At 69.1% G+C, this 25,670-nt stretch carries 25 protein-coding genes; 14 read left to right on the top strand and 11 right to left on the bottom strand.

All coding sequences use genetic code 11. The features are described 5' to 3' along the window. Positions 1 to 172: 172 nt before the first annotated feature. The 9 genes from rng to upp all read right to left on the bottom strand — a co-directional run bounded on the left by rng (position 173) and on the right by upp (position 8,047). Complete coding sequence (gene rng, locus B7P44_RS12800; protein WP_084904643.1) at positions 173 to 1,642, bottom strand: ribonuclease G; 1,470 nt, start codon at positions 1,640 to 1,642, stop codon at positions 173 to 175. 8 nt (positions 1,643 to 1,650) lie between these two features. Next, positions 1,651 to 2,283 carry a Maf family protein gene (locus B7P44_RS12795; protein ID WP_084904640.1) on the bottom strand — a complete coding sequence of 211 codons (633 nt, stop codon included), beginning with the start codon at positions 2,281 to 2,283 and terminating at the stop codon, positions 1,651 to 1,653. 51 nt (positions 2,284 to 2,334) lie between these two features. Then, entirely contained in the window at positions 2,335 to 2,805 is a 471-nt protein-coding gene (rlmH, locus tag B7P44_RS12790) for a 23S rRNA (pseudouridine(1915)-N(3))-methyltransferase RlmH (RefSeq protein ID WP_084904637.1), read from the bottom strand. Positions 2,806 to 2,824: 19 nt separating this feature from the next. After that, the gene (gene rsfS / locus B7P44_RS12785; protein ID WP_084904633.1) at positions 2,825 to 3,271 is read right to left on the bottom strand and encodes a ribosome silencing factor; all 447 of its coding nucleotides are present in this window, start codon (positions 3,269 to 3,271) and stop codon (positions 2,825 to 2,827) included. Positions 3,272 to 3,275: 4 nt separating this feature from the next. After that, complete coding sequence (locus tag B7P44_RS12780; protein WP_084904630.1) at positions 3,276 to 3,989, bottom strand: nicotinate-nucleotide adenylyltransferase; 714 nt, start codon at positions 3,987 to 3,989, stop codon at positions 3,276 to 3,278. A gap of 31 nt (positions 3,990 to 4,020) precedes the next feature. Then, a complete protein-coding gene (gene hemF / locus B7P44_RS12775; protein WP_084904627.1) occupies positions 4,021 to 4,944 on the bottom strand; it encodes an oxygen-dependent coproporphyrinogen oxidase in 924 nt (307 codons plus the stop codon). Between the two features lie 117 nt (positions 4,945 to 5,061). After that, entirely contained in the window at positions 5,062 to 6,339 is a 1,278-nt protein-coding gene (gene purD, locus B7P44_RS12770) for a phosphoribosylamine--glycine ligase (RefSeq protein ID WP_084904624.1), read from the bottom strand. 105 nt (positions 6,340 to 6,444) lie between these two features. Next, positions 6,445 to 7,173, bottom strand: coding sequence for a YebC/PmpR family DNA-binding transcriptional regulator (locus B7P44_RS12765; RefSeq protein WP_084904620.1), 729 nt, complete (start codon positions 7,171 to 7,173; stop codon positions 6,445 to 6,447). 223 nt (positions 7,174 to 7,396) lie between these two features. Next, on the bottom strand, positions 7,397 to 8,047 hold the full coding sequence (gene upp, locus B7P44_RS12760) for a uracil phosphoribosyltransferase (RefSeq protein ID WP_084904618.1): 651 nt from the start codon (positions 8,045 to 8,047) through the stop codon (positions 7,397 to 7,399). Between the two features lie 223 nt (positions 8,048 to 8,270). Between upp and B7P44_RS12755 the strand changes: the two genes are divergently transcribed. Continuing rightward, positions 8,271 to 9,050, top strand: coding sequence for an SDR family oxidoreductase (locus B7P44_RS12755; protein ID WP_084904615.1), 780 nt, complete (start codon positions 8,271 to 8,273; stop codon positions 9,048 to 9,050). Between the two features lie 73 nt (positions 9,051 to 9,123). After that, entirely contained in the window at positions 9,124 to 9,516 is a 393-nt protein-coding gene (locus B7P44_RS12750) for a methylglyoxal synthase (RefSeq protein WP_084904613.1), read from the top strand. 150 nt (positions 9,517 to 9,666) lie between these two features. On the opposite strand, the gene B7P44_RS12745 is transcribed toward B7P44_RS12750, so the two are convergent. Continuing rightward, positions 9,667 to 10,134, bottom strand: coding sequence for a T6SS effector amidase Tae4 family protein (locus B7P44_RS12745; RefSeq protein ID WP_084904610.1), 468 nt, complete (start codon positions 10,132 to 10,134; stop codon positions 9,667 to 9,669). Between the two features lie 15 nt (positions 10,135 to 10,149). Next, positions 10,150 to 10,503 (bottom strand): Rap1a/Tai family immunity protein, encoded by a 354-nt coding sequence (locus B7P44_RS12740; protein WP_084904608.1) that lies wholly within the window; start codon positions 10,501 to 10,503, stop codon positions 10,150 to 10,152. 838 nt (positions 10,504 to 11,341) lie between these two features. Between B7P44_RS12740 and B7P44_RS12735 the strand changes: the two genes are divergently transcribed. The 12 genes from B7P44_RS12735 (at position 11,342) to B7P44_RS12680 (ending at position 25,653) form a co-directional block, all read left to right on the top strand. Continuing rightward, positions 11,342 to 12,316: a quinone oxidoreductase family protein gene (locus B7P44_RS12735; RefSeq protein ID WP_084904605.1), complete on the top strand. Its 975-nt coding sequence runs from the start codon at positions 11,342 to 11,344 to the stop codon at positions 12,314 to 12,316. Positions 12,317 to 12,586: 270 nt separating this feature from the next. After that, on the top strand, positions 12,587 to 12,679 hold the full coding sequence (gene kdpF / locus B7P44_RS12730; RefSeq protein ID WP_006752209.1) for a K(+)-transporting ATPase subunit F: 93 nt from the start codon (positions 12,587 to 12,589) through the stop codon (positions 12,677 to 12,679). Then, the gene (gene kdpA / locus B7P44_RS12725; RefSeq protein ID WP_084904602.1) at positions 12,676 to 14,481 is read left to right on the top strand and encodes a potassium-transporting ATPase subunit KdpA; all 1,806 of its coding nucleotides are present in this window, start codon (positions 12,676 to 12,678) and stop codon (positions 14,479 to 14,481) included. Before kdpF ends, kdpA begins: the two co-directional genes overlap by 4 nt. 49 nt (positions 14,482 to 14,530) lie before the next feature. Continuing rightward, the gene (kdpB, locus tag B7P44_RS12720) at positions 14,531 to 16,615 is read left to right on the top strand and encodes a potassium-transporting ATPase subunit KdpB (RefSeq protein WP_084904599.1); all 2,085 of its coding nucleotides are present in this window, start codon (positions 14,531 to 14,533) and stop codon (positions 16,613 to 16,615) included. A 12-nt stretch (positions 16,616 to 16,627) separates the two neighbouring features. Further along, a complete protein-coding gene (gene kdpC / locus B7P44_RS12715; protein ID WP_084904596.1) occupies positions 16,628 to 17,209 on the top strand; it encodes a potassium-transporting ATPase subunit KdpC in 582 nt (193 codons plus the stop codon). A gap of 146 nt (positions 17,210 to 17,355) precedes the next feature. Further along, positions 17,356 to 20,211: a DUF4118 domain-containing protein gene (locus B7P44_RS12710; RefSeq protein ID WP_084904593.1), complete on the top strand. Its 2,856-nt coding sequence runs from the start codon at positions 17,356 to 17,358 to the stop codon at positions 20,209 to 20,211. After that, entirely contained in the window at positions 20,204 to 20,902 is a 699-nt protein-coding gene (gene kdpE / locus B7P44_RS12705; RefSeq protein ID WP_059613032.1) for a two-component system response regulator KdpE, read from the top strand. Before B7P44_RS12710 ends, kdpE begins: the two co-directional genes overlap by 8 nt. 126 nt (positions 20,903 to 21,028) lie before the next feature. Beyond that, positions 21,029 to 21,316: a putative hemolysin gene (locus tag B7P44_RS12700; RefSeq protein ID WP_084906648.1), complete on the top strand. Its 288-nt coding sequence runs from the start codon at positions 21,029 to 21,031 to the stop codon at positions 21,314 to 21,316. Between the two features lie 119 nt (positions 21,317 to 21,435). After that, positions 21,436 to 21,756: a quaternary ammonium compound efflux SMR transporter SugE gene (gene sugE, locus B7P44_RS12695; protein ID WP_084904589.1), complete on the top strand. Its 321-nt coding sequence runs from the start codon at positions 21,436 to 21,438 to the stop codon at positions 21,754 to 21,756. 187 nt (positions 21,757 to 21,943) lie between these two features. Beyond that, positions 21,944 to 22,558 carry a DUF4126 domain-containing protein gene (locus B7P44_RS12690; RefSeq protein WP_059618559.1) on the top strand — a complete coding sequence of 205 codons (615 nt, stop codon included), beginning with the start codon at positions 21,944 to 21,946 and terminating at the stop codon, positions 22,556 to 22,558. A gap of 137 nt (positions 22,559 to 22,695) precedes the next feature. Next, a complete protein-coding gene (locus B7P44_RS12685) occupies positions 22,696 to 25,200 on the top strand; it encodes an ABC transporter permease (protein ID WP_088511448.1) in 2,505 nt (834 codons plus the stop codon). Between the two features lie 42 nt (positions 25,201 to 25,242). Beyond that, positions 25,243 to 25,653, top strand: coding sequence for a group II truncated hemoglobin (locus B7P44_RS12680; RefSeq protein ID WP_042585938.1), 411 nt, complete (start codon positions 25,243 to 25,245; stop codon positions 25,651 to 25,653). The last annotated feature ends 17 nt before the right edge of the window (positions 25,654 to 25,670 follow it).

The following is a 25,670-nucleotide window of genomic DNA, read 5'->3' as shown; positions in this document are numbered from 1 at the left end:
CGTGGATGTATCAGGCCAAGTCGCCGAACACCCCGAGCGCAAGGCTGCGTTCGAGGCGAAGATCGCGAAGTGGACGAAGGCGCGCTCAGCGTCCGATCATGATGGTCGATTCCGACTACGCGCCTGGATTTGGGTTGATGTGTAACGTATCGAGTTCGCCAGGAAATATTCTTTACATCAGCACGATGTCGTACTGCTCCTGACTCAGATTCGACTCGACCTGCAGCGACACCGGCTTGCCGATGAAGTCGATCAGCATCGCGAGGTGCTGCGATTCCTCGTCGAGGAACAGGTCGATCACCTGCTGTGCGGCGATCACCCGAAACTCGCGCGGATTGAACTGCCGCGACTCGCGCAGGATCTCGCGCAGGACGTCGTAGCACACGGTGCGCGACGTCTTCACCTGGCCCTTGCCCTGGCAGGTCGGGCACGGCTCGCACAGCACGTGCGCGAGCGATTCGCGCGTGCGCTTTCTCGTCATCTCGACGAGCCCGAGCTGCGAGAAGCCGTTGACGGTCACGCGCGTGCGGTCGCGCGCAAGCGCCTTCTTCAGCTCGGCGAGCACCGCGTCGCGATGCTCGGCGTTCTCCATGTCGATGAAGTCGATGATGATGATGCCGCCGAGGTTGCGCAGCCGCAGCTGCCGCGCGATAGTGTGCGCGGCCTCGAGGTTGGTCTTGAAGATCGTGTCGTCGAAGTTGCGCGCGCCGACATAGCCGCCGGTGTTCACGTCGATCGTCGTCATCGCCTCGGTCTGGTCGATCATCAGGTAGCCGCCCGACTTCAGGTCGACCCGCCGCGACAGCGCGCGCTGGATTTCCGTCTCGATGTTGTACAGGTCGAACAGCGGCCGCTCGCCGGTGTAGTGGTGCAGCTTCGAGCTCACGGCCGGCGTGAACTCGGCCGCGAATTCGGCGAGCCGCTGGTGCGTCTCGCGCGAATCGACCTGGATGCGCGACGTGTCGTCGTTCGCGAAATCGCGCAGCACGCGCTGCGCGAGGTCGAGATCCTGGTACAGCAGGCTCGTCGCCGGCAGCCGCTGCGCCTGGCCGACGATCGTCGCCCAGGTCTTGCGCAGGTAGGTGACGTCGCCGGACAGCTCGTCGGAGGTCGCGTCCTCGGCGATCGTGCGCACGATGTAGCCGCCTTTCTCGTCCGCCGGGATCACCGCGGTCAGGCGTGCGCGCACCGCCTCGCGCTCGGCCTCGCTCTCGATCTTCTGCGAGATGCCGATGTGCGGCTCCTGCGGCAGGTAGACGAGCGTGCGGCCCGCGATGCTGACCTGCGTCGACAGCCGCGCGCCCTTCGTGCCGATCGGGTCCTTGATGACCTGGACCATCAGCGTCTGGCCCTCGAACACGGTCTTTTCGATAGGCTGGTGCGGCGCGCTCGTGTGCGGCTCGCCGTTCAGGCGCGGCTGCCAGATGTCGGCGACGTGCAGGAACGCCGCGCGCTCCAGCCCGATGTCGATGAACGCCGACTGCATGCCGGGCAGCACGCGCACGACCTTGCCGAGATAGATGTTGCCGACGCGTCCGCGCGACAGCGTGCGCTCGACGTGAAGCTCCTGCACCGCGCCTTGCTGGACGAGTGCGACCCGCGTTTCCTGCGGCGTGATGTTGATCAGGATTTCTTCGTTCATGGTGGGATTCAGAAGTCGACGCGCGCGGCGCGCAGCAGCGCTGCAGTCTCAAAAAGGGGCAGACCCATGATACCTGAATGGGAACCGGCGATTTGCTCGACGAACTCGGCCGCGCGCCCCTGGATCGCGTACGCGCCGGCCTTGCCGAACGGCTCGCCGGTCTCGACGTAGCGCGCGAACGCGTCGCGCGACGCGGCCGCGAAGCGCACCGACGAGCGCGACAGCGCGGGCGGCAGCAGCTCGCCGTGCGCGCCGACCACGGCGACCGCGGTCAGCACTTCGTGCTCGCGCCCCGCGAGGCGGGTGAGCATCGCGAGCGCGTCGGCGGGGTCGGCGGGCTTGCCGAGGATCGCGCCGTCGATCGTCACGGTCGTGTCGGCGACGAGCACCGGCGCGGCGGGCTTGCCGCTCGCGACGAGGCGCGCACGCGCGGCATCGGCCTTCGCGACGGTCACGCGCAGCACGTAGTCGTCGGCGGCCTCGCCGGGCAGCTCGGCTTCGAGCGCTTCGGCGTCCTCGTCGGGGCGGGGCAGCAGCAGTTCGAAGCGCACGCCGATCTGCTGCAGCAGTTCCTGGCGGCGCGGGCTTTGCGAAGCGAGGTAAAGGGTCGGAAAAAACTCGGGAGAGGCGCTGGACGGCATCGTGTCGTTATCTCGTTGGGCGCGCGGCGCGCGCGTCGCGAGGACGACGCGTCATGCGCGGTGATAGGGGTGATTCTGCGTGATGCTCCACGCCCGGTAAAGCTGTTCGGCGAGCAGCACCCGCACCATCCCGTGCGGCAGCGTCATGCTGGAGATGCGCAGCAGCAGGTCGGCGCGCGCTTTGAGCTCCGGATCCAGCCCGTCGGCGCCGCCGATGATGAACGCGACGTCGCGGCCGTCCTGCTGCCAGCCGGGCAGCGCCTGCGCGAGCTGCATCGTGGTCCAGTCGCGGCCGCGCTCGTCGAGCGCGACGATCCGCGCGCCCTTCGGCAGCGCGGCCTCGATCTTCTGCCGCTCGGCGGCCATCACGCTTTCGGCGCTGCGCCCGCCGGAGCGCAGCTCGGGCTTGATCTCGCGCAGCTCGATGCGCAGCTCGGGCGGCATCCGCTTCGTGTACTCGTCGAAGCCGGATGCGATCCAGCCGGGCATCTTGTGGCCGACCGCGAGAATGAAAAGCTTCATCGGGACGATGCGTGACGACTCAGCGGCGGCGGGCGGGCGTCTTGCGCGCCGGACGGGCGACTTCTTCCTCCTCGTCCTCGTCGTCTTCGGCGTGCGCTGCCGCGCCGTTCGGGGCCTTGCCGCCGCCGAGCTTCATGCGCACGGGCTTGTCGCCCCAGATTTCCTCGAGGTTGTAGTACTGGCGCAGCGCGGGCTGCAGGATGTGCACGACGGCGTCGCCGCAGTCGACGAGCACCCATTCGCCGGTGTCCTCGCCTTCGGAGCTGACGATGTCGCCGCCGGCTTCCTTGACCTTGTCGCGCACGCTCGACGCGAGCGCCTTGGTCTGGCGGTTCGACGTGCCGGACGCGACGATCACGCGGTCGAACAGCTCGGTCAGGTGGCTGGTGTTGAAGACCTTGATGTCTTGTGCCTTGACGTCTTCGAGGGCGTCGACGATGACGCGCTGCAGTTTGCGAATATCCATGGATTCAGGATTGGTAGAGACGATGTTGAAGAATATAGGCCCAGACGGCAGGCGGCACGTGTTCGGCCGATGCGTCGGGCATTTGTGCGCGGCGCGCGATGCATTCGCGCAGGTGCGTGCGGATGTCGGTCGCGGCGATGTCGAACGCGAGCGTCGTGTCGATCAGGAGCCGCCCGGCCGGCGTGGCCATCAGCGCGTCGGCATCGGCCAGCCGCGCGGCGACCTCCTGCGCGACCGCCTGCGGCGCCGCGGCGAGATCGAAGCCGGGGCGGGTCGACACGCAGATGTGCGCGTAGTCGAACAGCCGGCGCCAGTCGCGCCAGGTGTCGAGCCGCACGAGCTGGTCCGCGCCGATCAGGAGCGACAGCGACGCGTCCGGGCCGATGCGCGCGCGCCAGCGCGCGAGCGTATCGACGGTGTAGGTCGGCCCCGCGTGCTCGATCTCGTCGGTCGCGACGCTGACCGTCGCGCCCGGCAGCACGAGCGATTGCGCGGCGGCGCGCGTCATCGCCAGGCGATGCTCGGCGGCCGACACGTCGCGCTTCTGGTACGGCTGCCCGGCAGGCAGCAGCACGAGCTCGGTCAGCCCGAGCACGTCGGCGAAGCGGCCGGCGAGCGCGAGATGACCGTCGTGGATCGGGTCGAACGTGCCGCCCAGCAAGCCTATGCGACGCAAGAGCGGGCGCGGCAGCGGGGCGGGGCGGGTGGTGGTGTCCAGATGGGTCCCTTTCGTTGCGGTGGCGCGGGGCTCAGACCCAGTCGCGCGGCACGATGAAGTCGCTGGTCAGGCGCGCTTCCGGCGTACCCGGCTCGGGCTGCCAGTTGTAGCGCCAGTTCGCGACCGGCGGCATCGACATCAGGATCGACTCGGTCCGGCCGCCGCTTTGCAGGCCGAACAGCGTGCCCCGGTCGAACACGAGGTTGAACTCGACGTAGCGGCCGCGGCGGTAGGCCTGGAACGCGCGCTCGCGCTCGCCGTACGGCGTGTCGCGGCGGCGCTCGACGATCGGCAGGTATGCGGCGAGGAACGCGTCGCCGACGCTTTGCATCATCTCGAACGCGCGTTCGAAACCGGGCTCCGCGTAATCGTCGAAGAAGATCCCGCCGATGCCGCGCGCCTCGTTGCGGTGCTTGAGGAAGAAATACTCGTCGCACCACTTCTTGAAGCGCGGATACAGGTCCGCGCCGAACGGATCGAGCGCGTCCTTGCAGGTCTGGTGGAAATGCCGCGCGTCGTCCTCGAAGCCGTAAATCGGTGTCAGATCCATGCCGCCGCCGAACCAGAACACGGGTTCCTCGCCGGGCTTGGTCGCGATCAGCATCCGCACGTTCATGTGCACGGTCGGGCAGTACGGATTGCGCGGGTGCAGCACGAGCGACACGCCGAGCGCCTCGAAACCGCGGCCCGCGAGCTGCGGGCGCGCCGCGCTCGCCGACGGCGGCAGCGCGTCGCCCGATACGTCGGAAAAGCCGATGCCGGCGCGCTCGAACACCTGTCCGTCCTCGAGGATGCGCGTGCAGCCGCCGCCGCGCAGGCGTTCGCCGGGGCCGCGCTGCCATGCGTCGGTCGCGAGCGGCGTGCCGTCGAGCGCGCCGAGCGCGTCGGCGATGCGAGTCTGCAGGCCCTGAAGGTAGGCGCGCACGCGCTCCACGTCGTAGGTCGAATCGGTCATGTCTGAACCTGTGCCCGCTCGGAAAAGCGGGCGTAAAAAATGCATCTGCCGGGAATTCTATCGAACCCCGGCAGAGGAGTGGGCGCTACCGCAGGCAGGCGGCGCCGGTTGCTAACGTCACGCGCTCTTGCGGCTCAGCGCGCGGTAGCCGATGTCGCGGCGGTACTGCATGCCTTCGAAATTGATCTGGTTGATCGTTTCGTACGCATGCTGCTGCGCCTCGCGCACCGAATCGGCGAGGCCGACCACGCACAGCACGCGGCCGCCCGACGTCGTCAGCTTGTCGCCATCGAGCGTCGTGCCCGCGTGGAACGTCACCGCCTGCTCGGTCTCGGCCGGGATGCCGTTGATGCGGTCGCCCTTGCGCGGCGCGTCCGGGTAGCCGTGCGCGGCCAGCACGACGCCAAGCGCGGTGCGGCGGTCCCAGTCGAGCTCGACCGTGTCGAGCGTGCCCGCGATCGCCTGCTCGACGACCTTCGAGAAATCGCTCTTCAGGCGCGCCATGATCGGCTGCGTCTCCGGGTCGCCCATCCGGCAGTTGAACTCGAGCGTGCGCGGATTGCCTTCCTTGTCGATCATCAGGCCCGCGTACAGGAAGCCCGTGAAGCGGATGCCGTCCTTCTCCATCCCGCGCACGGTCGGCATGATGATCTCGCGCATCACGCGCGCGTGCATCTGCGGCGTGACGATCGGGGCCGGGGAATAGGCGCCCATGCCGCCCGTGTTCGGGCCGCGGTCCTCGTCGAGCAGGCGCTTGTGGTCCTGGCTGGAAGCCAGCGCGAGCGCGTGCTTGCCGTCGACCATCACGATGAAGCTCGCTTCCTCGCCGTCGAGGAACTGCTCGATCACGACGCGCGCGCCGGCATCGCCGAGCTTGTTGCCCGACAGCATCATGTCGACGGCCGCGTGCGCTTCCTCCAGCGTCATCGCGACGACGACGCCCTTGCCCGCGGCGAGGCCGTCGGCCTTGACGACGATCGGCGCGCCTTTCGCGTCGAGGTAGGCGTGCGCGGCGGCCGCGTCGGAGAAGGTTTCGTAGTCGGCGGTCGGGATGCCGTGGCGCTTCATGAACGCCTTCGCGAAATCCTTCGAGCTTTCGAGCTGCGCCGCTTCGCGGGTCGGGCCGAAGACCTTCAGGCCGCGCGCGCGGAACAGGTTGACGATGCCGGCCGCGAGCGGCGCTTCCGGGCCGACGAGCGTGAACGCGACGCCTTCGCTTTCCGCGAAATCGGCGAGCGCGTCGAGCGACGTGATGTCGACATTCTTCAGGCGCTCGTCCTGCGCCGTGCCGCCATTGCCGGGCGCGACGTAGACCATCTGGACGCGCGGCGACTGCGCGAGCTTCCACGCCAGCGCATGTTCGCGGCCGCCGGAACCGACGACGAGTAGTTTCATGGGATTCCCCGCAGACTGGAAAACAGGGCGGCCGGCACGCTCAGGCGCGCCGGCCGCGATAATCGGTCGGGCCGCCGCCGCGAACGAAGCACGGCGGCAGGCATCTCATTCCTCGACGACGACGGCGTTCGTATACACCTCCTGCACGTCGTCGAGGTTCTCGAGCGCGTCCAGGAGCTTCTGCATCTTCACCGCATCGTCGCCGGTGAATTCGATTTCGTTCTGCGGCTTCATCGTCACTTCGGCGAGTTCCGCCTTGAAGCCGGCGGCTTCGAGCGCGTCCTTCACCTTCGAGAATTCCTGCCAGTCGCACAGCACTTCGATCGAGCCGTCGTCGTTCGTGCTGACGTCGTTCGCGCCTGCCTCGAGCGCCGCTTCCATCAGCGCGTCTTCCGACGTGCCCGGCGCGAACAGGAACTGGCCGACGTGATCGAACATGAACGCGACCGAGCCGTCGGTGCCCATGTTGCCGCCGAACTTCGAGAACGCGTGGCGCACTTCCGCGACCGTGCGGGTGCGGTTGTCGGTCAGCGTGTCGACGATGATCGCCGCGCCGCTGATGCCGTAGCCTTCGTAGCGGATTTCCTCGTAGTTCGCACCGTCCGCGCCGCCGACGCCGCGATCGATCGCGCGCTTCACGTTGTCCTTCGGCATGTTCGCGTCGGCCGCCTTGTCGACCGCGAGACGCAGGCGCGGGTTCGAGCCGATGTCGCCGCCGCCGAGGCGCGCCGCGACCTGGATTTCCTTGATCAGGCGGGTCCAGATCTTGCCGCGCTTCGCGTCGGCCGCTGCCTTCTTATGCTTGATGTTGGCCCATTTCGAGTGACCAGCCATACGTTTCTCCGTCGCCCTGGCGCTCTGCGCGGGCGTTTAAGCCAATGTGTCGTTGAATCGGCGGCCGTACTGGCGGGCGTGAAGCCGCGGGGCCGCGCGTGTCGAGTGGAGCGAGATTTTATCACGCGGCGGGCGTCCGCTTGGGGCCGCCGCGCATGGCCAGATGGCCGGGGCCGGCCGCCGGGAATCCGGCGGCGGGCCGGATGACCGGCCGGCCCTGCCGTCAGTTCTTCGTGCCGAACAGCCGGTCGCCCGCGTCGCCGAGGCCCGGCACGATGTACGCGTGGCCGTCCAGGTGCGAGTCCAGCGACGCGACGTACAGCTTGACGTCCGGGTGCGCGTCCTGGAACACCTGGACGCCTTCCGGCGCGGCGACGAGCGCGACGAACATGATGTTCGCGGCCGGCACGTTGCGGCGCTTGAGCACGTCGACCGCGTGCACGGCCGAATAGCCGGTCGCGACCATCGGGTCGCACAGGATGAAGATCCGGTCCTCGAGATCCGGCAGGCGCACGAGGTATTCGACCGGGCGGTGGTCTTCCGCGCGGTACACGCCGATGTGGCCGACGCGCGCGGACGGGATCAGGTCGAGCAGGCCGTCCGACATCCCGACGCCCGCGCGCAGCACGGGGACGATCGCGAGCTTCTTGCCGGCGATCACCGGCGCGTCGATCTCGACGAGCGGGGTTTCGACCCGCTTGGTCGTGATCGGCAGGTTGCGGGTGATCTCGTAGCCCATCAGCAGCGTGATCTCGCGCAGCAGCTCGCGGAACGTGCGCGTCGACGTGTCCTTGTCGCGCATGTGGGTCAGCTTGTGCTGGATCAGCGGGTGATCGAGGATGAAGAGATTCGGGAAACGGCTGTCCTGTTTCATGACGGGGGCGCCTTGGCGCAAAAGGGGATCGGGACGGCAGGCGGGCGGCGGGCCCGTCTGCGCGCAACGGCGCAAGTTTACCAAGACGGCTCGCGCGATCCGGATATTATCGACGTCTGACCGACAACCCGCGCGCCGCCCGCGGACGTTCGCCGCCGCGGGTTGCCGCCGGCCGGTGCGAATGGGGCACCATCCGGCGCGCCGCAACCAGGGAATATCGACAATGGATCTCGGCATCGCAGGGAAGACCGCGCTCGTGTGCGCGGCAAGCAAGGGCCTCGGGCGAGGCTGCGCGGAAGCGCTGGCCGCCGAGGGCGTGAATCTCGTGATCGTTGCGCGCACGCGCGACACGCTGGAGGCGACTGCGGACGCGATCCGCGCGGCGTCGGGCGTCGCGGTGACCGCGGTCGCGTGCGACATTACGACGCCGGACGGGCGCGCGGCCGCGCTGGCCGCCTGCCCGCAGCCGGACATTCTCGTGACGAATGCGGGCGGCCCGCCGCCGGGCGACTTCCGCGACTTCTCGCACGACGACTGGATCCGCGCGCTCGAGTCGAACATGCTGACGCCGATCGAGCTGATCCGCGCGACCGTCGACGGGATGATCGCGCGCCGCTTCGGCCGGATCGTCAACATCACGAGCTCGGCCGTGAAGGCGCCGATCGACGTGCTGGCGCTGTCGAACGGCGCGCGCTCCGGGCTGACCGGATTCGTCGCGGGCCTCGCGCGCCGGGTCGCGTCGCACAACGTGACGGTCAACAATCTGCTGCCGGGGCTGTTCGACACCGACCGGATCGCGACGACGCTCGCGGCGTCGGCGAAGGCGAAGGGCGTGACGGTCGATGAAATGCGCGAGCGGCGCGCGCAGGAGATTCCGGCGGGCCGCCTCGGCATGCGCGATGAATTCGGCGCCGCGTGCGCATTCCTGTGCAGCGTGCATGCGGGCTACATCACCGGGCAGAACTGGCTGCTCGACGGCGGCGCTTATCCTGGGACTTTCTGACGGGCACGTTCCGACGGGCGCCGCTCGGCCGGCTGTTACGACAACAACACACTGAAGGACGAAGGACTTGGAGATGAGCACACCCCGCATCGCACTGATTGCGCACGACGCGAAAAAGGAGGAGATCGTCGCGCTCGCGGGCGAGTACCGCGCGACGCTCGCGCGCTGCCGGCTGGTCGCGACCGGCACGACGGGCGGCCGCATCGCGGCCGCGCACGGTCTCGACGTCGAGCGCAAGCTGTCCGGGCCGCTTGGCGGTGACCTGCAGATCGGCGCGGAGCTGGCGGAGGGCCGGGTCGACATCGTCGTGTTCCTGCGCGACCCGATGACCGCGCAGCCGCACGACCCCGACATCACCGCGCTCGTGCGCGCGTGCGACGTGCACAACGTGCCGGTGGCGACCAATGTCGCGACCGCGCGGATGCTGCTCGACGATCTGGCGCAGCGTTTCGCCGACGCGGGCTGACGCGAGTTGGCCAGCGGTGCGGCGGGTGGACTGTCCGGACGACGGCGTCACGTCGGGTGTCGACGGCGACGCCCGACGCCACCGCGATTCGCCGTTATCGGCATTGGCTGCATGTCGCGAAAACCCGGCGGGAGATCGGGGCGTTGCCGATCACCTTAGCGGCCAGAACCACACCTCGGACGCTTCCCAATAACAATCCGAGCCGCAGACGGCCTGCGCTCCGTCAATCAGGTCGATGTGGCCCCCCCGGCCATTCATGTATCCCGGTATATTCCAGAAGGCGACCGCGCCCTTTCTGCTGCCAATGCCAGCCACCGCGTCGTCTCGCCGAAACGCTTCGGCCTTGCCGAAATACGCGGGCTCCGCCAGCATCTTGGCTAGTCTGGCTTGGCCCGGCTCGATGCGCCGCCCGCGGTGCGGTCCTTTCTGAATGACCAGCCCGCCGCGCAATGTTATCCCGCTCTTGACGAGTGCCAGACTGACTCGAATGGCGCACGTATTCACATACGACGGATTAGGGATCAGGTCTTGCCAACCCAGCTCTTGATAAAGCGTTTCTCTCGAAACGGTCTTGTTGCTCTGGTAGTGGCCGTGCAGTACAGAAAAAGGCGGTTTCAAATCGGTATTCCTCGATTAACGACACGGGTATTTTTGTCGCAAGACGTTGACGATCAGGCCCGCTGCGCCGACCTTTAGCGCGTCTCGCGGCAGCTTCCGGAGCTCGCCGAGCACTTCCGAATCGATTTCTCCCGATTTGACGCGTCCAGTGCCGCACCAGTCCTTACCTTCGGTGGAATCCGCCACGCCGGCCAGATAACCAGTCATGACGTGACGCTCGGCGTTCGCGTACGGACTGTTATCGGCACGGCTCATGCTGTCGAGCAGTCGAACGCCGTCGACGCGCGGCACCGCGGTCCCGTTTGCGATGCCGACAGTCGCCGACAAAAACACGAAAACAAACTTATTTCGGATAGAAAAGACGCTCATGGCATGTCACTCGCGAGTTCGGAAAAAAACCATAGCACGGCTGTCATCTCATAAATCTGTGTGGCCGAGACTCGAGTAGTCGAGCTGATCGATGTCGACGTCGCCGACTCTGGCACTGCGTGTGGCGAAGTGGCATTGGCCATTCGTCGCGCGCCGGGGGGAATGCCGTGATCAGATGACGTCGGAAACGCCACGCCAGACAGGCGAGTGCGGTGACAGAGGGCATGGCGGGAGCGATGCGACGAGCGGGTGGGGGCGACGAGTTGCTCCGGTGTGCCGCTGTCACATCGATTGAATTTCGTGATTTGCACGACCACGAAGTTCCACCATCCCGGATAAGACGGGAAGTCGTCCGGCGAGCGGGCGATGATCAGAACGTGGCGAAGTGTTGCGAACGCGATTCATGCCGGAAGCCTCGGGATCTTCAGCATGTTTTCTCTCATGCCGCGATCGCATTTCCGGAAATCGAAGTCGGCGCGTTGCCGTTCGATTTTCCGGCAGCTTTGTTTAACCTTGGCGGTCATGCATCATCGAGGTATTGGACTGAACCCGTTCCAGATGATGAACACGGCCGCTTGAAAGTGGCGCGCCATCCGGCGCACGGTAATCGCGCACGAACGGAATCGACGAAAGAGTCATGTGACGCCGTGTCAGCCGGCGGCATCCGACCGGTTCCTGCGATATCCCTACGCTGATCAAGGGATTGCGACGGCCCGCTGCGTGATTGTGCACGACGCGCGAGAATCGCGCGGTGCGACCCGCGTCCGCATGCATTGCCGTCCGACCGACGCCGACGCGTTCGCCGAGCTGTATTTCCAAACAAACGAGGAGCGATGCGATGCCGAAAGCAATCCGATACGACCAGGCGGGCGGCCCGGAAGTGATGAAGTGGGTCGACGTCGAGGTCGCCGAGCCGCAGGCGGGCCAGGTCCGCGTCAAGCAGCATGCGGTCGGGCTCAACTACATCGACGTGTATTTCCGCACCGGGCTCTATCCGCAGCCGCTGCCCGGCGGGCTCGGGATGGAGGCGGCCGGCGAGGTGACGGCGGTCGGCGACGACGTGACCGCGTTCAAGCCGGGCGACCGCGTCGCCTACGTGTCGTCGTCGCCCGGCGCGTACGCGCAGGAGCGCGTGCTGCCCGCCGACCGCCTCGTCAAGCTGCCGGACGGCATCGGCTATGACGAAGCGGCGTCGGTGATGCTGCAGGGCCTGACCGCGCACTACCTGCTGCGCCGCACGTATCCGGTCAAGGCCGGCGACACGATCCTGATTCATGCGGCGGCGGGCGGCGTCGGCCTGCTGGTGTGCCAGTGGGCGAAAGCGCTCGGCGCGACCGTGATCGGCACGGTCAGTACCGACGAGAAGGCCGGGATCGCGAAGGCGCACGGCTGCGATCACCCGATCGTCTATACGCGCGAGAACTTTACGGAGCGCGTGCGGGCGATCACGAACGATGCGCTGCTGCCGGTCGTCTACGATTCGATCGGCAAGGACACCTACATCGGCTCGCTCGACTGCCTTGCGCCGCTCGGGCTGTACGTCAGCTTCGGCAATGCGTCCGGCCCGCTGCCGCCGATCGACTCGAAGGAATTCTCGTCGCGCGGCTCGCTGTTCTTCACGCGGCCGACGCTGTTCTCGTACATCGCGAAACGCGCGGACCTCGAAGCGGCCGCGGCCGAGCTGTTCGACGTGATCCAGTCGGGCAAGGTGAAGACCAGCATCAACCAGCGCTATCCGCTCGCGGAGGTCGCGCGCGCGCACGCCGATCTCGAGGCGCGCAAGACCACCGGCTCGACGATCCTCGTGCCCTGATCCCGCCGCGCCGGCCGCCTGGCCGGCTCGCGACCCCCGGGCGGCGCTGCGGCGCCGCCTGTCCGTTTACGCGTTTTTTATACGCCCCCGACGACCTTTGACCCGTCCTTTACGCGCGTTCCAATAAGGTTCTAGTCGTCCGATTTCGACGACGGAGAACACAAAAATGGATGGGGTTTTCATCGGCGCGCTGGTGCTGTTCACCGTGCTGATCCTCGGTTTGATCGCCGGTTGCGACAAGCTCGCGCAATACGGTCGCGGGGGGCGGGCATGACCTGGATGCTGTGGTTGGCGGGCGCTTCGACCGCCTTGCTGTTCGCGTATCTCGTCTTTGCGCTGCTGCGCGCGGAGGACATCGAATGAACGCGAACACTATCTTTCAATCGGCGCTGTTCATCGTCGTGCTGCTGGCGGCGGCCGTGCCGGTCGCCCGCTATCTGACGGCGGTGATGGACGGCAGCTCGCGCGTCGCGCGCGTGTTCGGCCCGCTCGAACGCGTGCTGTACCGCATTGCCGGCGTGGATGCCGGCCGCGAGATGAACTGGAAGCAGTACGCGATCGCGACGATCGCGTTCAACGCGCTCGGCGCGCTGTTCCTCTACGGTCTGCTGCGCCTGCAGGGCCTCCTGCCCGGCAACCCGCAGCAGTTCGGCGCGATGACGGTCGACGGCGCGTTCAACACGGCCGTGAGCTTCGTCACCAACACGAACTGGCAGGACTACACGCCCGAGCAGACGGTCAGCTACCTGACGCAGATGCTCGGCCTCACCGTGCAGAACTTCCTGTCCGCGGCGACCGGCATCGTCGTCGTGATCGCGCTGATCCGCGGCTTCGCGCGCCACACCGCGCAGACGATCGGCAACTTCTGGGTCGACCTGACGCGCGTGACGCTGTACGTGCTCGTGCCGATGTCCGTGGTCATCGCGGCGCTGCTGATGAGCCAGGGCGTGATCCAGAACATGAAGGCGTACCAGGACGTGCCGGTGCTGCAGGCGAGCACCTACGCCGCGCCGAAGCTCGACGCGCAGGGCAACCCGGTCAAGGACGACAAGGGCAATCCGGTGACGGTCCCGACGCCGCTCACGAAAGAGACGCTCGCGATGGGCCCGGTCGCGTCGCAGGAAGCGATCAAGATGCTCGGCACCAACGGCGGCGGCTTCTTCAACGCGAACTCCGCGCATCCGTACGAGAACCCGACGCCGTTCGCGAATTTCGTGCAGATCTTCGCGATCCTGATCATCCCGGCCGCGCTGTGCCTCGTGTTCGGCCGCATGATCGGCGACCGCCGGCAGGGCATCGCGGTGCTCGCGGCGATGACGGTCGCATTCACGGTCGCGGTCGGCGTCGAGGTGAACGCCGAGCAGGGCGGCAACCCGACGCTCGCGGCGCTGCACGTCGACCAGTCGGCGAGCGCGCTGCAGTCGGGCGGCAACATGGAAGGCAAGGAAACGCGCTTCGGCATCGCGCAGACCGGCATCTTCACGGTCGCGACCACGGCCGCGTCGTGCGGCGCGGTCGATACGATGCACGATTCGCTGACGCCGCTCGGCGGCCTCGTGCCGATGCTCCTGATGCAGCTCGGCGAAGTGGTCTACGGCGGGGTCGGCTCGGGCCTCTACGGGATGCTGGTGTTCGCGCTGCTCGCGGTGTTCGTCGCCGGCCTGATGATCGGCCGCACGCCCGAATACGTCGGCAAGAAGATCGAAGCGTACGAGATGAAGATGGTGTCGATCGTCGTGCTGCTCACGCCGCTGCTGGTGCTGGTCGGCACGTCGATCGCGGTGCTCGCCGATGCCGGCCGCGCCGGCATCGCGAACCCGGGCCCGCACGGCTTCTCGGAAATCCTGTACGCGTTCAGCTCCGCCGCGAACAACAACGGCAGCGCGTTCGCGGGCCTGACGGTGGGCACGCCGTTCTACAACTGGATGACGGCGATCGCGATGTGGTTCGGCCGCTTCGGCACGATCGTGCCGGTGCTCGCGATCGCGGGCTCGCTGGCCGCGAAGAAGCGCATCGCGGCGACGAGCGGCACGCTGCCGACGCACGGGCCGCTGTTCGTCGTGCTGCTGCTCGGCACGGTGCTGCTGGTCGGCGCGCTGACCTACGTGCCCGCGCTCGCGCTCGGGCCCGGCGTCGAGCACCTGATGATGTGGCTGGGCGCGTAATACGTACACCGCACGCACGCCAACAAGGACAAGCATTCAAGAGATTGCGATGACTCAACATTCCGCAACACGCTCCATGTTCGACCCGGCGCTCTTGCGCCCGGCGATCGTGGACTCGTTCAAGAAACTCACGCCGCGCACGCAGTTCCGCAACCCGGTGATGTTCTGCGTCTACGTCGGCAGCATCCTGACGACGATCCTGTGGATCGCCGCGCTCGTCGGCCAGGCCGAGGCGCCCGCGGGCTTCATCCTCGCGATCGCGCTGTGGCTGTGGTTCACGGTGCTGTTCGCGAACTTCGCGGAGGCGCTCGCCGAAGGGCGCTCGAAGGCGCAGGCCGCATCGCTGCGCAGCGCGAAGCGCGACGTGATGGCGAAGAAGCTCAACGAGCCGCATCCGAAGTCGCCGATCCGCATCACCACCGCGACCGAGCTGCGCCGTGGCGACGTCGTGCTGGTCGAGGCGGGCGACGTGATCCCGGCTGACGGCGAGGTGGTCGACGGCGTCGCGTCGGTCGACGAATCGGCGATCACCGGCGAATCCGCGCCGGTGATTCGCGAGTCGGGCGGCGATTTCTCGTCGGTGACGGGCGGCACCCGCGTGCTGTCCGACTGGATCGTCGTGAAGGTCACCGCGAACCCGGGCGAGGCGTTCCTCGACCGGATGATCGCGATGGTCGAAGGCGCGAAGCGCAAGAAGACGCCGAACGAGATCGCGCTGACGATCCTGCTGGTCGCGCTGACGATCGTGATGCTGCTCGCGACCGCGACGCTGCTGCCGTTCTCGATGTTCTCGGTGGAAGCGATGAAGGCGGGGCACGTCGTGACGATCACCGCGCTCGTCGCGCTGCTCGTGTGTCTGATCCCGACGACGATCGGCGGTCTCCTGTCCGCGATCGGCGTGGCGGGCATGAGCCGGATGATGCAGGCGAACGTGATCGCGACGTCGGGCCGCGCGGTGGAAGCGGCGGGCGACGTCGACGTGCTGCTGCTCGACAAGACCGGCACGATCACGCTCGGCAACCGCCAGGCGTCGACCTTCGTGCCGGCGCCGGGCGTGACCGAGGAAGCGCTCGCCGATGCGGCGCAGCTGTCGTCGCTCGCCGACGAGACGCCGGAAGGCCGCAGCATCGTCGTGCTCGCGAAGGAGCGCTTCAACATCCGCCAGCGCGACATGGCGCAGCTGCGCGCGACGTTCCTCGGCTTCTCCGCGCAGACGCGGATGAGCGGCGTCGACCTGCCCGGCCGCGAGATCCGCAAGGGCGCGGCCGACGCGATCCGCCGCTACGTCGAGACGCACGGCAGCCGCTTTCCTGAGGAAGTGCGCCGCGCGGTCGACGACGTCGCGCGGCGCGGCAGCACGCCGCTCGTGGTCGCGGAGCTGCGCGACGGCGCGGCGCGCGTGCTCGGCGTGATCGAGCTGAAGGACATCGTGAAGGGCGGCATCAAGGAGCGCTTCGCGGAGCTGCGCAAGATGGGCATCAAGACCGTGATGGTGACGGGCGACAACCGGCTGACGGCGGCGGCGATCGCGGCGGAGGCCGGCGTCGACGACTTCCTCGCGGAAGCGACGCCTGAAACCAAGCTCGCGACGATCCGCGAGCACCAGGCGGCGGGTCGCCTCGTCGCGATGACGGGCGACGGCACCAACGATGCGCCGGCGCTCGCGCAGGCGGACGTCGCGGTCGCGATGAACACCGGCACGCAGGCGGCGAAGGAAGCGGGCAACATGGTCGACCTCGATTCGAACCCGACCAAGCTGATCGAGATCGTCGAGATCGGCAAGCAGATGCTGATGACGCGCGGCTCGCTGACGACCTTCTCGATCGCGAACGACATCGCGAAGTATTTCGCGATCATCCCGGCCGCGTTCGTGACGACCTATCCGCAACTGAGGGTGCTCGACATCATGCATTTGACGTCGCCGGCCTCCGCGATCCTGTCGGCGGTGATCTTCAACGCGCTGATCATCGTCGCGCTGATCCCGCTCGCGCTGAAGGGCGTCACATACCGGCCGCTCGGCGCCGCGTCGCTCCTGCGCCGCAACCTGCTGGTCTACGGCCTCGGCGGCGTGCTGCTGCCGTTCCCGTTCATCAAGCTGATCGACATGACGCTCGCCGCGCTCGGCTGGGCCTGAGGGAAATTCACCATGAAAACGTTGATTCGTCCGCTGATCGTGATCTTCGTCGTGCTGACCGCGGTGACGGGGCTCGCCTATCCGGCCGTGATGACCGTGTTCGGCCAGGCCGTGTTTCCGTCGCAGGCGAACGGCAGCCTGATCGAGCGGGACGGCAAGGTGGTCGGCTCCGCGCTGATCGGCCAGCAGTTCGATGCGCCGAAGTACTTCTGGGGCCGCCTGTCGGCGACCACCCCGATGCCGTACAACGCGACCGGCTCCGGCGGCTCGAACCTCGGCCCGCTGAACCCGTCGCTCGCCGACCAGGTGAAGGCGCGCATCGCCGCGCTGCGCGACGCGGGCACCGATATGTCGAAGCCGGTGCCGGTCGACCTCGTGACCGCGTCCGCAAGCGGCCTCGATCCGGAGATCACGCCGGCCGCGGCCGCCTACCAGGTCGGGCGCGTCGCGAAGGCGCGCAACCTGTCGCCCGACGCGGTCGCGCAGCTGGTCGCCGCGAACACGGCCGGGCGCCAGTTCGGCGTGCTCGGCGAGCCGCGCGTGAACGTGCTGAAGCTGAACCTTGCGCTCGACGCGGCGCAGGCCGCGCACTGAGCGCGATGCCCACCCGGCGTCCGGCGCGGCCCGATCCGCGCCGGACGCGCGTTTGCCCGACGGCGCTTGCGCCGTCTTTGCCTTTTGTGGCGATTTGGATCAACAATGCTCGTACACGCGCATCGCGCGTTTCGCTCCCCTGACGCATGAACCGCCCCGATCCCGACCAACTTCTCGACAAGCTGCAGCGTGACGAAGAAAAGCAGCGACGCGGCCAGCTCAAGATCTTCTTCGGCGCCTCCGCCGGCGTCGGCAAGACCTACGCGATGCTGCAGGCCGCGCGCCAGCGCAAGCACGAGGGCGTCGACGTCGTCGTCGGCATCGTCGAGACCCATGGCCGCAGCGAAACCGCCGCGCTGCTCGACGGCCTCGACGTGCTGCCGCTCGCGAAGCTCGACTACCGCGGCCGCGCGCTTGCCGAATTCGATCTCGACGCCGCGCTCGCGCGCAAGCCCGAACTGATTCTCGTCGACGAGCTCGCCCATTCGAACGTGCAGGGCGCGCGCCACCTGAAGCGCTGGCAGGACGTCTACGAACTGCTCGACGCGGGCATCGACGTCTACACGACCGTCAACGTCCAGCACCTCGAGAGCCTGAACGACGTGGTCGGCGCGATCACCGGCATTCGCGTGTGGGAGACCGTGCCCGACCGCGTGTTCGACGCGGCCGACGAGGTGACGCTCGTCGACCTGCCCGCCGAGGAGCTGCTCGAGCGGATGCGCGACGGCAAGGTCTATCTCGCGCAGCAGGCCGAGCGCGCGGTGCGCAACTTCTTCCGCAAGGGCAACCTGATCGCGCTGCGCGAGCTGGCGCTGCGGCGCACGGCCGACCGCGTCGACGCGCAGATGCGCGAGTACCGCGCCGACCGCTCGATCCAGCGCATCTGGCAGGCGCGCGAGCGGCTGCTGGTGTGCGTCGGGCCGGGGCCCGAGGCGCCGACGCTGGTGCGCGCGGCCGCGCGGCTTGCCGCGAGCCTGAAGGCCGACTGGATCGCCGTCTACGTCGAGACGCCGCGGCTGCAGCGTCTGCCCGACGCGCAGCGCGAGCGCACGCTGAACGCGCTGAAGCTCGCCGCCGAGCTGGGCGCGGAGACGGCCACGCTCGCCGGCGGCGACGCGGTCGCCGCGCTGATCGGCTATGCGAAGGTGCGCAACGTGTCGAAGGTCGTCGCGGGCGGCTCGCGCAAGACCGGGCTCGCGCGCTGGTTCGCGCGGCCGTTCGGCGAGAAGCTCGCGGAACGCGCGGGCGACGTCGACCTGATGCTGATCCGCGCGTCCGCGAGCGACGAGGTGCGCGCGGCCCCGCTCGACGCGCGCGCGCGCGACTGGCGCGACGCGTTCGCACGCCTCGGCGGCCACCGTTCGCCGCCGCGGCACTACGCGTATGCGGCCGCGATCTGCGCGGCGATCACCGTGGTCGCGACCGCCGTGTCCGAGCGGCTCGACCTGACCAACCTCGTGATGCTGTACCTGCTCGGCGTGGTGTTCTCGGCGGTGCGCCTCGGGCGCGGGCCGGGCGTGCTGCAGTCGTTCCTGTCGGTGGCCGCCTTCGACTTCTTCTTCGTGCCGCCGCGCATGTCGTTCTCGGTCAGCGACACGCAGTACCTGCTGACGTTCTTCGGGATGCTGCTGACGTCGCTCGTGATCAGCCACCTGACGTCGACGCTGACCCGCGAGGCGAGCGTCGCGCAGCGGCGCGAGCGCCGCACGGGCGCGATCTATGCGATGGCGCGCGAGCTGGCGGCGGCGCTGACGACCGAGCAGATCGTCGAGATCGGCAGCCGGCACGTGAGCGAGGTGTTCCGCGCGCGCGTCGCGATCCTGCTGCCGGACAGCGTCGACAAGGTGCAGCAGAAGATCGAGGAGCCGGACGCGGCCGTCACGCTGACGGGCCCCGACCTCGACAACGACGTCGGCCAGTGGGTGTACGACCAGCAGAAGCCGGCCGGCCACGGCACGGACACGCTGCCGGCCACGGCCGCGCTGTACCTGCCGCTGAAGGCGCCGATGCGCACGCGCGGCGTGCTCGCGGTCGTGTCGACGGACCCGCGCGAACTCGAGGAGCCCGAGCAGCAGCGGATGCTCGACGCCTTCGCCGCGCAGATCGCGCTCGCGCTCGAGCGCGTGCATTACGTCGAGATCGCGCGCGACGCGCTCGTCAGCATGGAGTCGGAGCGGCTGCGCAATTCACTGCTGTCGGCGATCTCGCACGACCTGCGCACGCCGCTCACGACGATCGTCGGCTTCTCGTCGATGCTCGCGAACGCGCGCGCGGCCGCGCAGGGCGGCGACCCCGTCGCGCGCGAGCGGCTCGCGGAGCGCGAGGGCGAACTCGTGGAGTCGATCCACGACGAGGCGCTGCGGATGACGGGCATCGTCACCAACCTGCTCGACATGGCGCGGCTGCAGGCCGGCAGCCTGCAGCTGAAGCGCCAGTGGTCGCTGCTCGAGGAGACCGTCGGTGCGGCGCTCGCCGCGTGCCGGCGCGTGCTCGCGCGGCATCCCGCGCGCGTCGCGCTGCCGGCCGACCTGCCGCTCCTGCAGATGGACGCGGTGCTGATGGAGCGCCTCTTCACCAACCTGTTCGAGAACGCCGCGAAATACACGCCGGCCGACACGCCGCTCGAGATCGGCGCCCAGTGCGTGACCGAGGACGGCCTGCCGTTCGTGCGCGTGCACGTCGACGATCACGGCCCGGGCCTGCCGCCGGGCATGGAAACGCGGATCTTCGACAAGTTCACGCGCGGCGAGAAGGAATCGGCGACGCCCGGCATCGGCCTCGGGCTCGCGATCTGCCGCGCGATCGTCGAGGCGCACGGCGGTAGAATCGGTGCGCTCAACCGCACCGCGCCCGACGGCCGCGTGACGGGCGCGCGCTTCTGGTTCACGCTGCCGGTCGACACGCCGCCGGCGGCGCCCGCCGTGTCCGACGACGAAGCCGAGGCGCTGCACGCGCTGCCGTTCGCGCCGTCATCATCCGAACCCCCGCAAGACCATGAGTGAACCGAGCCTGACCGTCGTCCTGATCGAGGACGAAAAACAGATCCGCCGTTTCGTGCGCGCCGCGCTCGAGGAGGAGGACATCGCCGTGTTCGAGGCCGAGACCGGCAAGCAGGGGCTGATCGACGCGGCGACCCGCAAGCCCGATCTGGTGATCGTCGATCTCGGCCTGCCGGATACCGACGGCCTCGACGTGATCCGCGAGCTGCGCGGCTGGTCCGAGGTGCCGGTCATCGTGCTGTCCGCGCGCACGCAGGAGGAGGAGAAGGTCGCCGCGCTCGACGCCGGCGCCGACGACTACCTGACCAAGCCGTTCGGCGTGTCCGAGCTGCGCGCGCGAATCCGCGCGCAGCTGCGGCGGCGCAACCAGGGCGGCGCGAACGAGTCGCCGAAGGTGAGCTTCGGCGCGGTGAGCGTCGATCTCGCGATGCGCCAGGTCTGGCGCGACGGCGAGATCGTGCACCTGACGCCGCTCGAATACCGCCTGCTCGCGACGCTCGTGCGCCACGCGGGCCGCGTGCTGACGCACCGCCAGCTGCTGCGCGACGTGTGGGGGCCGTCGCACGTCGAAAGCCATCACTACCTGCGCATCTACATGGCGCACCTGCGCCAGAAGCTCGAGCGCGACCCGGCGCAACCCGAGTACATCGTCACCGAGACGGGCGTCGGCTACCGGCTGGTCGGCGCGGCCTGAGCGCCGTGCCGTGGTGCCGCACCTGCGCGCCGGCGTGCGCCTCGCGTGAACCGGCCCCGAAGTCGCACACCGGACGCCGATTCCCCGTTATGCTGGCCGTTGCCCCAACCGAACGAGGAGCATGCGATGACCGTCCGTCTGGCTTTCTCCTGTGTGCTGGCCCTCGCCGCGTCCGGCGCAGGTGCGCAACCGCTGCCGCCCGGGCAGCCCTCGCCGCCCGCGCCGAAGACCGCGCTGGCCAATCCGGCGTCGGTGAACTGCGTGAAGCTCGGCGGGCGGCACGCGATCCGCAGCACGCCGGGCGGCGACGTCGGCATGTGCGTGTTCAAGGACGGCCGCGTGTGCGAGGAATGGGCGCTGTATCGCGACGATCGCTGCGTCGGCGCCGGCGCGCCGAAACGCGTGTCGAAGTGAGCGCGCCGCGCGCCGTCGCATCCGCCGGTCGCTTGCTATACTCGGCGCCGCCCGGGGACGACCCCGGGCCGTTCGATTCAACGGGGACGACCCCATCGGATCCATGGAGTCGCGTCGAGATGGCGTGGGTATTGTTGTTGATCGCCGGTTTGCTGGAAGTGGCCTGGGCGGCCGGCTTGAAATCGTCGGAAGGGTTCACCCGGCTCGGGCCGTCGGTGTTTACGATCGTCACCGCGCTGGCCAGCTTCGGGCTGCTCGCGCTCGCGCTGCGCCAGCTGCCGCTCGGCACCGCGTACGCGGTGTGGACCGGCATCGGCGCGGTCGGCGCGTTCGTGTTCGGCATCGTGATGATGGGCGAGGCGCTGACCGTCGCCCGCGTCGCGAGCGCGTCGCTGATCGTCGTCGGGTTGATCGGCCTCAAGCTGTCGTCGGCCGCCTGAGGTTTTTCCTCATGGGGATTTGCGCCGGACCCGCGGCGAGCCTGTCTATAATGGAACGCATTCGAGCCTGATTGCCGTTCCGTCGCGCGCCATGCGCGACACGGCATGCCGCCGGCGCCACGCGTCGCGCGGCCGGCCACATCCAGAATCGATCGGCGACGCGCACGTCACGCGCAAGGAGAGGGCCATGATCGAAGCCATTTCGCTCGGCGCGGGGCTGGCGTGGGCGAGCGGCCTGCGCCTGTACCTGACGGTGCTGATCGCGGGCGTGCTGGCGCGCGCCGGCTGGCTCCACTTGCCCGATACGCTTGCCGTCCTCACGTCGCCGTGGGTGATCGGCGCCGCGGCGCTGCTCGCGATCACCGAATTCCTTGCCGACAAGATTCCCGCGTTCGACTCGCTGTGGGACGCGGTGCATACGTTCATCCGCATTCCGGCCGGCGCCGTGCTCGCGGCCGGCGCGCTCGGCCATGCCGACCCGACCGTGCTCGCGGTCGCCGGGCTCGCGGGCGGCTCGCTCGCCGGCGCCGCGCACATCACGAAGGCCGGCACGCGCGCGCTGATCAACCTGTCCCCCGAGCCGATCTCGAACTGGATCGCGTCGTCGACCGAGGACGGCCTCGTGTTCGGCGGGCTCGCGCTCGCGTTCTTCGTGCCGCTGCTGTTCCTCGTGCTGCTCGCGGCCTTCATCGCGTGCTCGGCGTGGGCGCTGCCGCGCCTGTGGCGCGGCGTGTCGGGCGGCTTCCGGGGCATGGCGAACCACATGGTGTCGCGGCTCAACTCGGTCGGGAAGCGGGATTGACGGGGCGGCCATCCGTCGGGCGACCATCCGCGGCGCGGCCGGAGGCGAGGCCGCCAGCCGGCGGGCGCGGTGACGCGACCGGGCCGGCGCATGCCGGCCGGTTCGGCCGGCGCGACCTGATCCGGCAGGCCATCCGCATGACCGGGCGCGACTGGCGCGCGGGCGAGCTGACGCTGCTCGTGCTCGCGCTGGTGCTGGCGGTCGCCGCGCTGACGAGCGTCGGCTTCCTCGCCGACCGGCTGCGCCAGGGGCTCGAACGCGATGCGCGCCAGATGCTCGGCGCCGATTTCGTCGTGCGCGGCGATCGTCCGGTCGATCCGTCGTTCGACCAGCAGGCCCGGGCGCTCGGGCTGCGCACCGCGACCACGGCCATCTTCCCCAGCATGATCGGCTCGACCGTCGGCGAGGCGACCGGCGATGCGCCGCCCGCGCGGCTCGCGGCCGTAAAGGCCGTGTCGCCAGGCTACCCGCTGCGTGGCGCGGTCGAGATTGCGCCGGCCGGGGGCGCGCCCGCCCGCAAGGCGGCCGCGATTCCCGCGCCCGGCACGGTCTGGGCCGATCCCGCGCTGCTCGACGCGCTGCACCTGAAGGCCGGCGACACCGTGCGCGTCGGGCTGCGCACGTTCACGGTCGCGGCGTCGATCGTCCGCGAACTCGATCGCGGCTTCTCGTTCGTCAATTTCTCGCCGCGGCTGATGATGCGCGCCGACGAGCTGGCCGCGACCGGGCTCACCGGCTACGGCAGCCGCGTCACCTATCGCCTGCTGGTGGCGGGCGACGCCGACGCGGTCACGCGCTTCGAGGCGTATGCGCACATGCGCGTCGATGGCGGCAAGTTGCGCGGCGTCGGCCTTGAATCATTGCAGGAAGGGCAGCCGCAGGTGCGCCAGACGCTCGACCGCGCCCGCCATTTCCTGACGCTCGTCGCGCTCCTGACCGCGCTGCTCGCGGCGGTCGCGATCGCGATGGCCGCGCAGCGCTACATGCGGCGCCATCTCGACGGCTGCGCGACGATGCGCTGCCTCGGCGTCAGCCGCCGCACGCTCGGCGCGCTGTTCGCGCTCGAATTTCTCGGCATCGGCATCGCGGGCGGCGTGGCCGGCGCCGTGCTCGGCTACGGCGGCCACTGGGTGCTGCTCGCGGCGCTCGGCGGCCTGATCGACGTCGTGCTGCCGCCGCCGACGCTGTGGCCGGCCGCCATCGGCATCGGCGCGGCGCTGGTGCTGCTGCTCGGCTTCGCGCTGCCGCCGCTCGCGCCGCTCACGCGCGTGCCGCCGGTGCGCGTGCTGCGGCGCGAATGGGGCGACGCGGCGCGCACCGCGTGGGCGGCGTACGCGGTCGGCATCGTGCTGTTCGCCGGGCTGCTGATCGCCGCCGCGGGCAGCCTGAAGCTCGGGCTGATCGTCGCGGGCGGATTCGCCGGCGCGCTGGTCGGTTTCGCGCTGATCGCGAGGCTCGCGCTGTTCGCGGGGGCGCGGGCGGTGCGCAACGGGCGCGTCGCGGCGGGCCTCGGCTGGCGCTACGCGCTCGCGTCGCTGCACCGGCGCGGCACCGCGAGTTCGCTGCAGATCACCGCGCTCGCGCTCGGCCTGATGTGCCTGCTGCTGATCGCGATCACGCGCAACGACCTCATCGCCGGCTGGCGGCAGTCGACGCCGCCCGACGCGCCGAACCAGTTCCTGATCGATATCCAGCCGGACCAGCGCGCCGATGTCGCCGCGTATCTCGCCGCGCACGGCGTGCGCGACGCGGCGCCCGCGCCGATGGTGCGCGGCCGCCTCGTCGCGATCAACGGCAAGCCGGTGAATCCGGACGCCTACCAGAACGACGACGCGCGCCGGCTCGTCGACCGCGAGTTCAACCTGTCGTATACGACCGAGCTGCCGCCCGACAACCGGATCACGGCCGGCGACTGGTTCGGCACGGCGGCGACGCCGCAGATCTCGATCGAAGCCGGCCTCGCGCAGATGCTGAACGTGAAGCCCGGCGACGTGCTGCGCTTCGACGTGACGGGCCTGTCGGTCGAGGCGCCGGTCACGAGCGTGCGCAAGCTCGACTGGGGCACGTTCCGCGTCAACTTCTTCGTGCTGATGCCGCCCGCGACGCTCAAGGATTATCCGGCGATCTACCTGACGAGCTTCCACCTGCCGGCCGAGCGCGCGTCGCTGCTCGATCCGCTGATCGCGCGCTACCCGAACCTGACCGCGATCGACGTCGCGCCGATCCTCGCGCAATTGCAGCGCATGATGGTGCAGGTGATCGGCGCGGTGCAGTTCCTGTTCGTGTTCACGCTCGCGGCCGGCGTGCTGGTGCTCTACACGGCGCTTGCCGGCTCGCGCGACGAGCGGGTGAGGGAGGCGGCGCTGCTGCGCGCGCTCGGTGCATCGCGTGCGCAGATCGGCGCGGTGCAGCGCGCCGAATTCATCGTCGTCGGCGCGTTGGCCGGTGCGCTGGCGGCGGCGGGCGCGCTCGGCGTCGGCTGGGTGCTCGCGGCGCGCGTGTTCGATTTTCGGCTCGCGGTCGATCCGTGGCTCGTGCCGGCCGGCATCGCGGCCGGCGTCGCGTGCGCGGGTGCGGCCGGCTGGCTGAGCCTGCATAATGTGCTCCGGCGCCCCGCGCTGCAGTCGCTGCGCGACGCGTGAGCGTCGTGGCGGCCCCCAAGACCTGATTTCCGATTGATTCGTATGACCGATGTGAATGACGACGCGCCGTCGCAACCGACCGCGTTCGAACTCGTGGGCGGCGAAGGCCGCGTGCGCGAGATGGTGGACCGCTTCTACGACCTGATGGACCTCGAGCCGGAATTCGCGCAGATCCGCGCGCTGCATCCGGCGTCGCTGGACGGGTCCCGCGACAGGCTGTTCTGGTTCCTGTGCGGCTGGCTCGGCGGGCCCGATCACTACATCAGCCGCTTCGGTCACCCGCGCCTGCGCGCGCGGCACCTGCCGTTCCCGATCGCGTCGGTCGAACGCGACCAGTGGCTGCGCTGCATGGCCTGGGCGATGGAGGACGTCGGCCTGCCCGAGCCGCTGCGCGAGCGGCTGATGCATTCGTTCTACGACACCGCCGACTGGATGCGCAACCGGCCCGGTTGATCGGCCGGTACGCCGCC

Source organism: Burkholderia ubonensis subsp. mesacidophila, from assembly GCF_002097715.1.
Taxonomy (GTDB): Bacteria; Pseudomonadota; Gammaproteobacteria; order Burkholderiales; family Burkholderiaceae; genus Burkholderia; species Burkholderia mesacidophila.
Note: the sequence above shows the minus strand (reverse complement) of the source record. Positions and strands in the feature narration are given on the sequence as shown.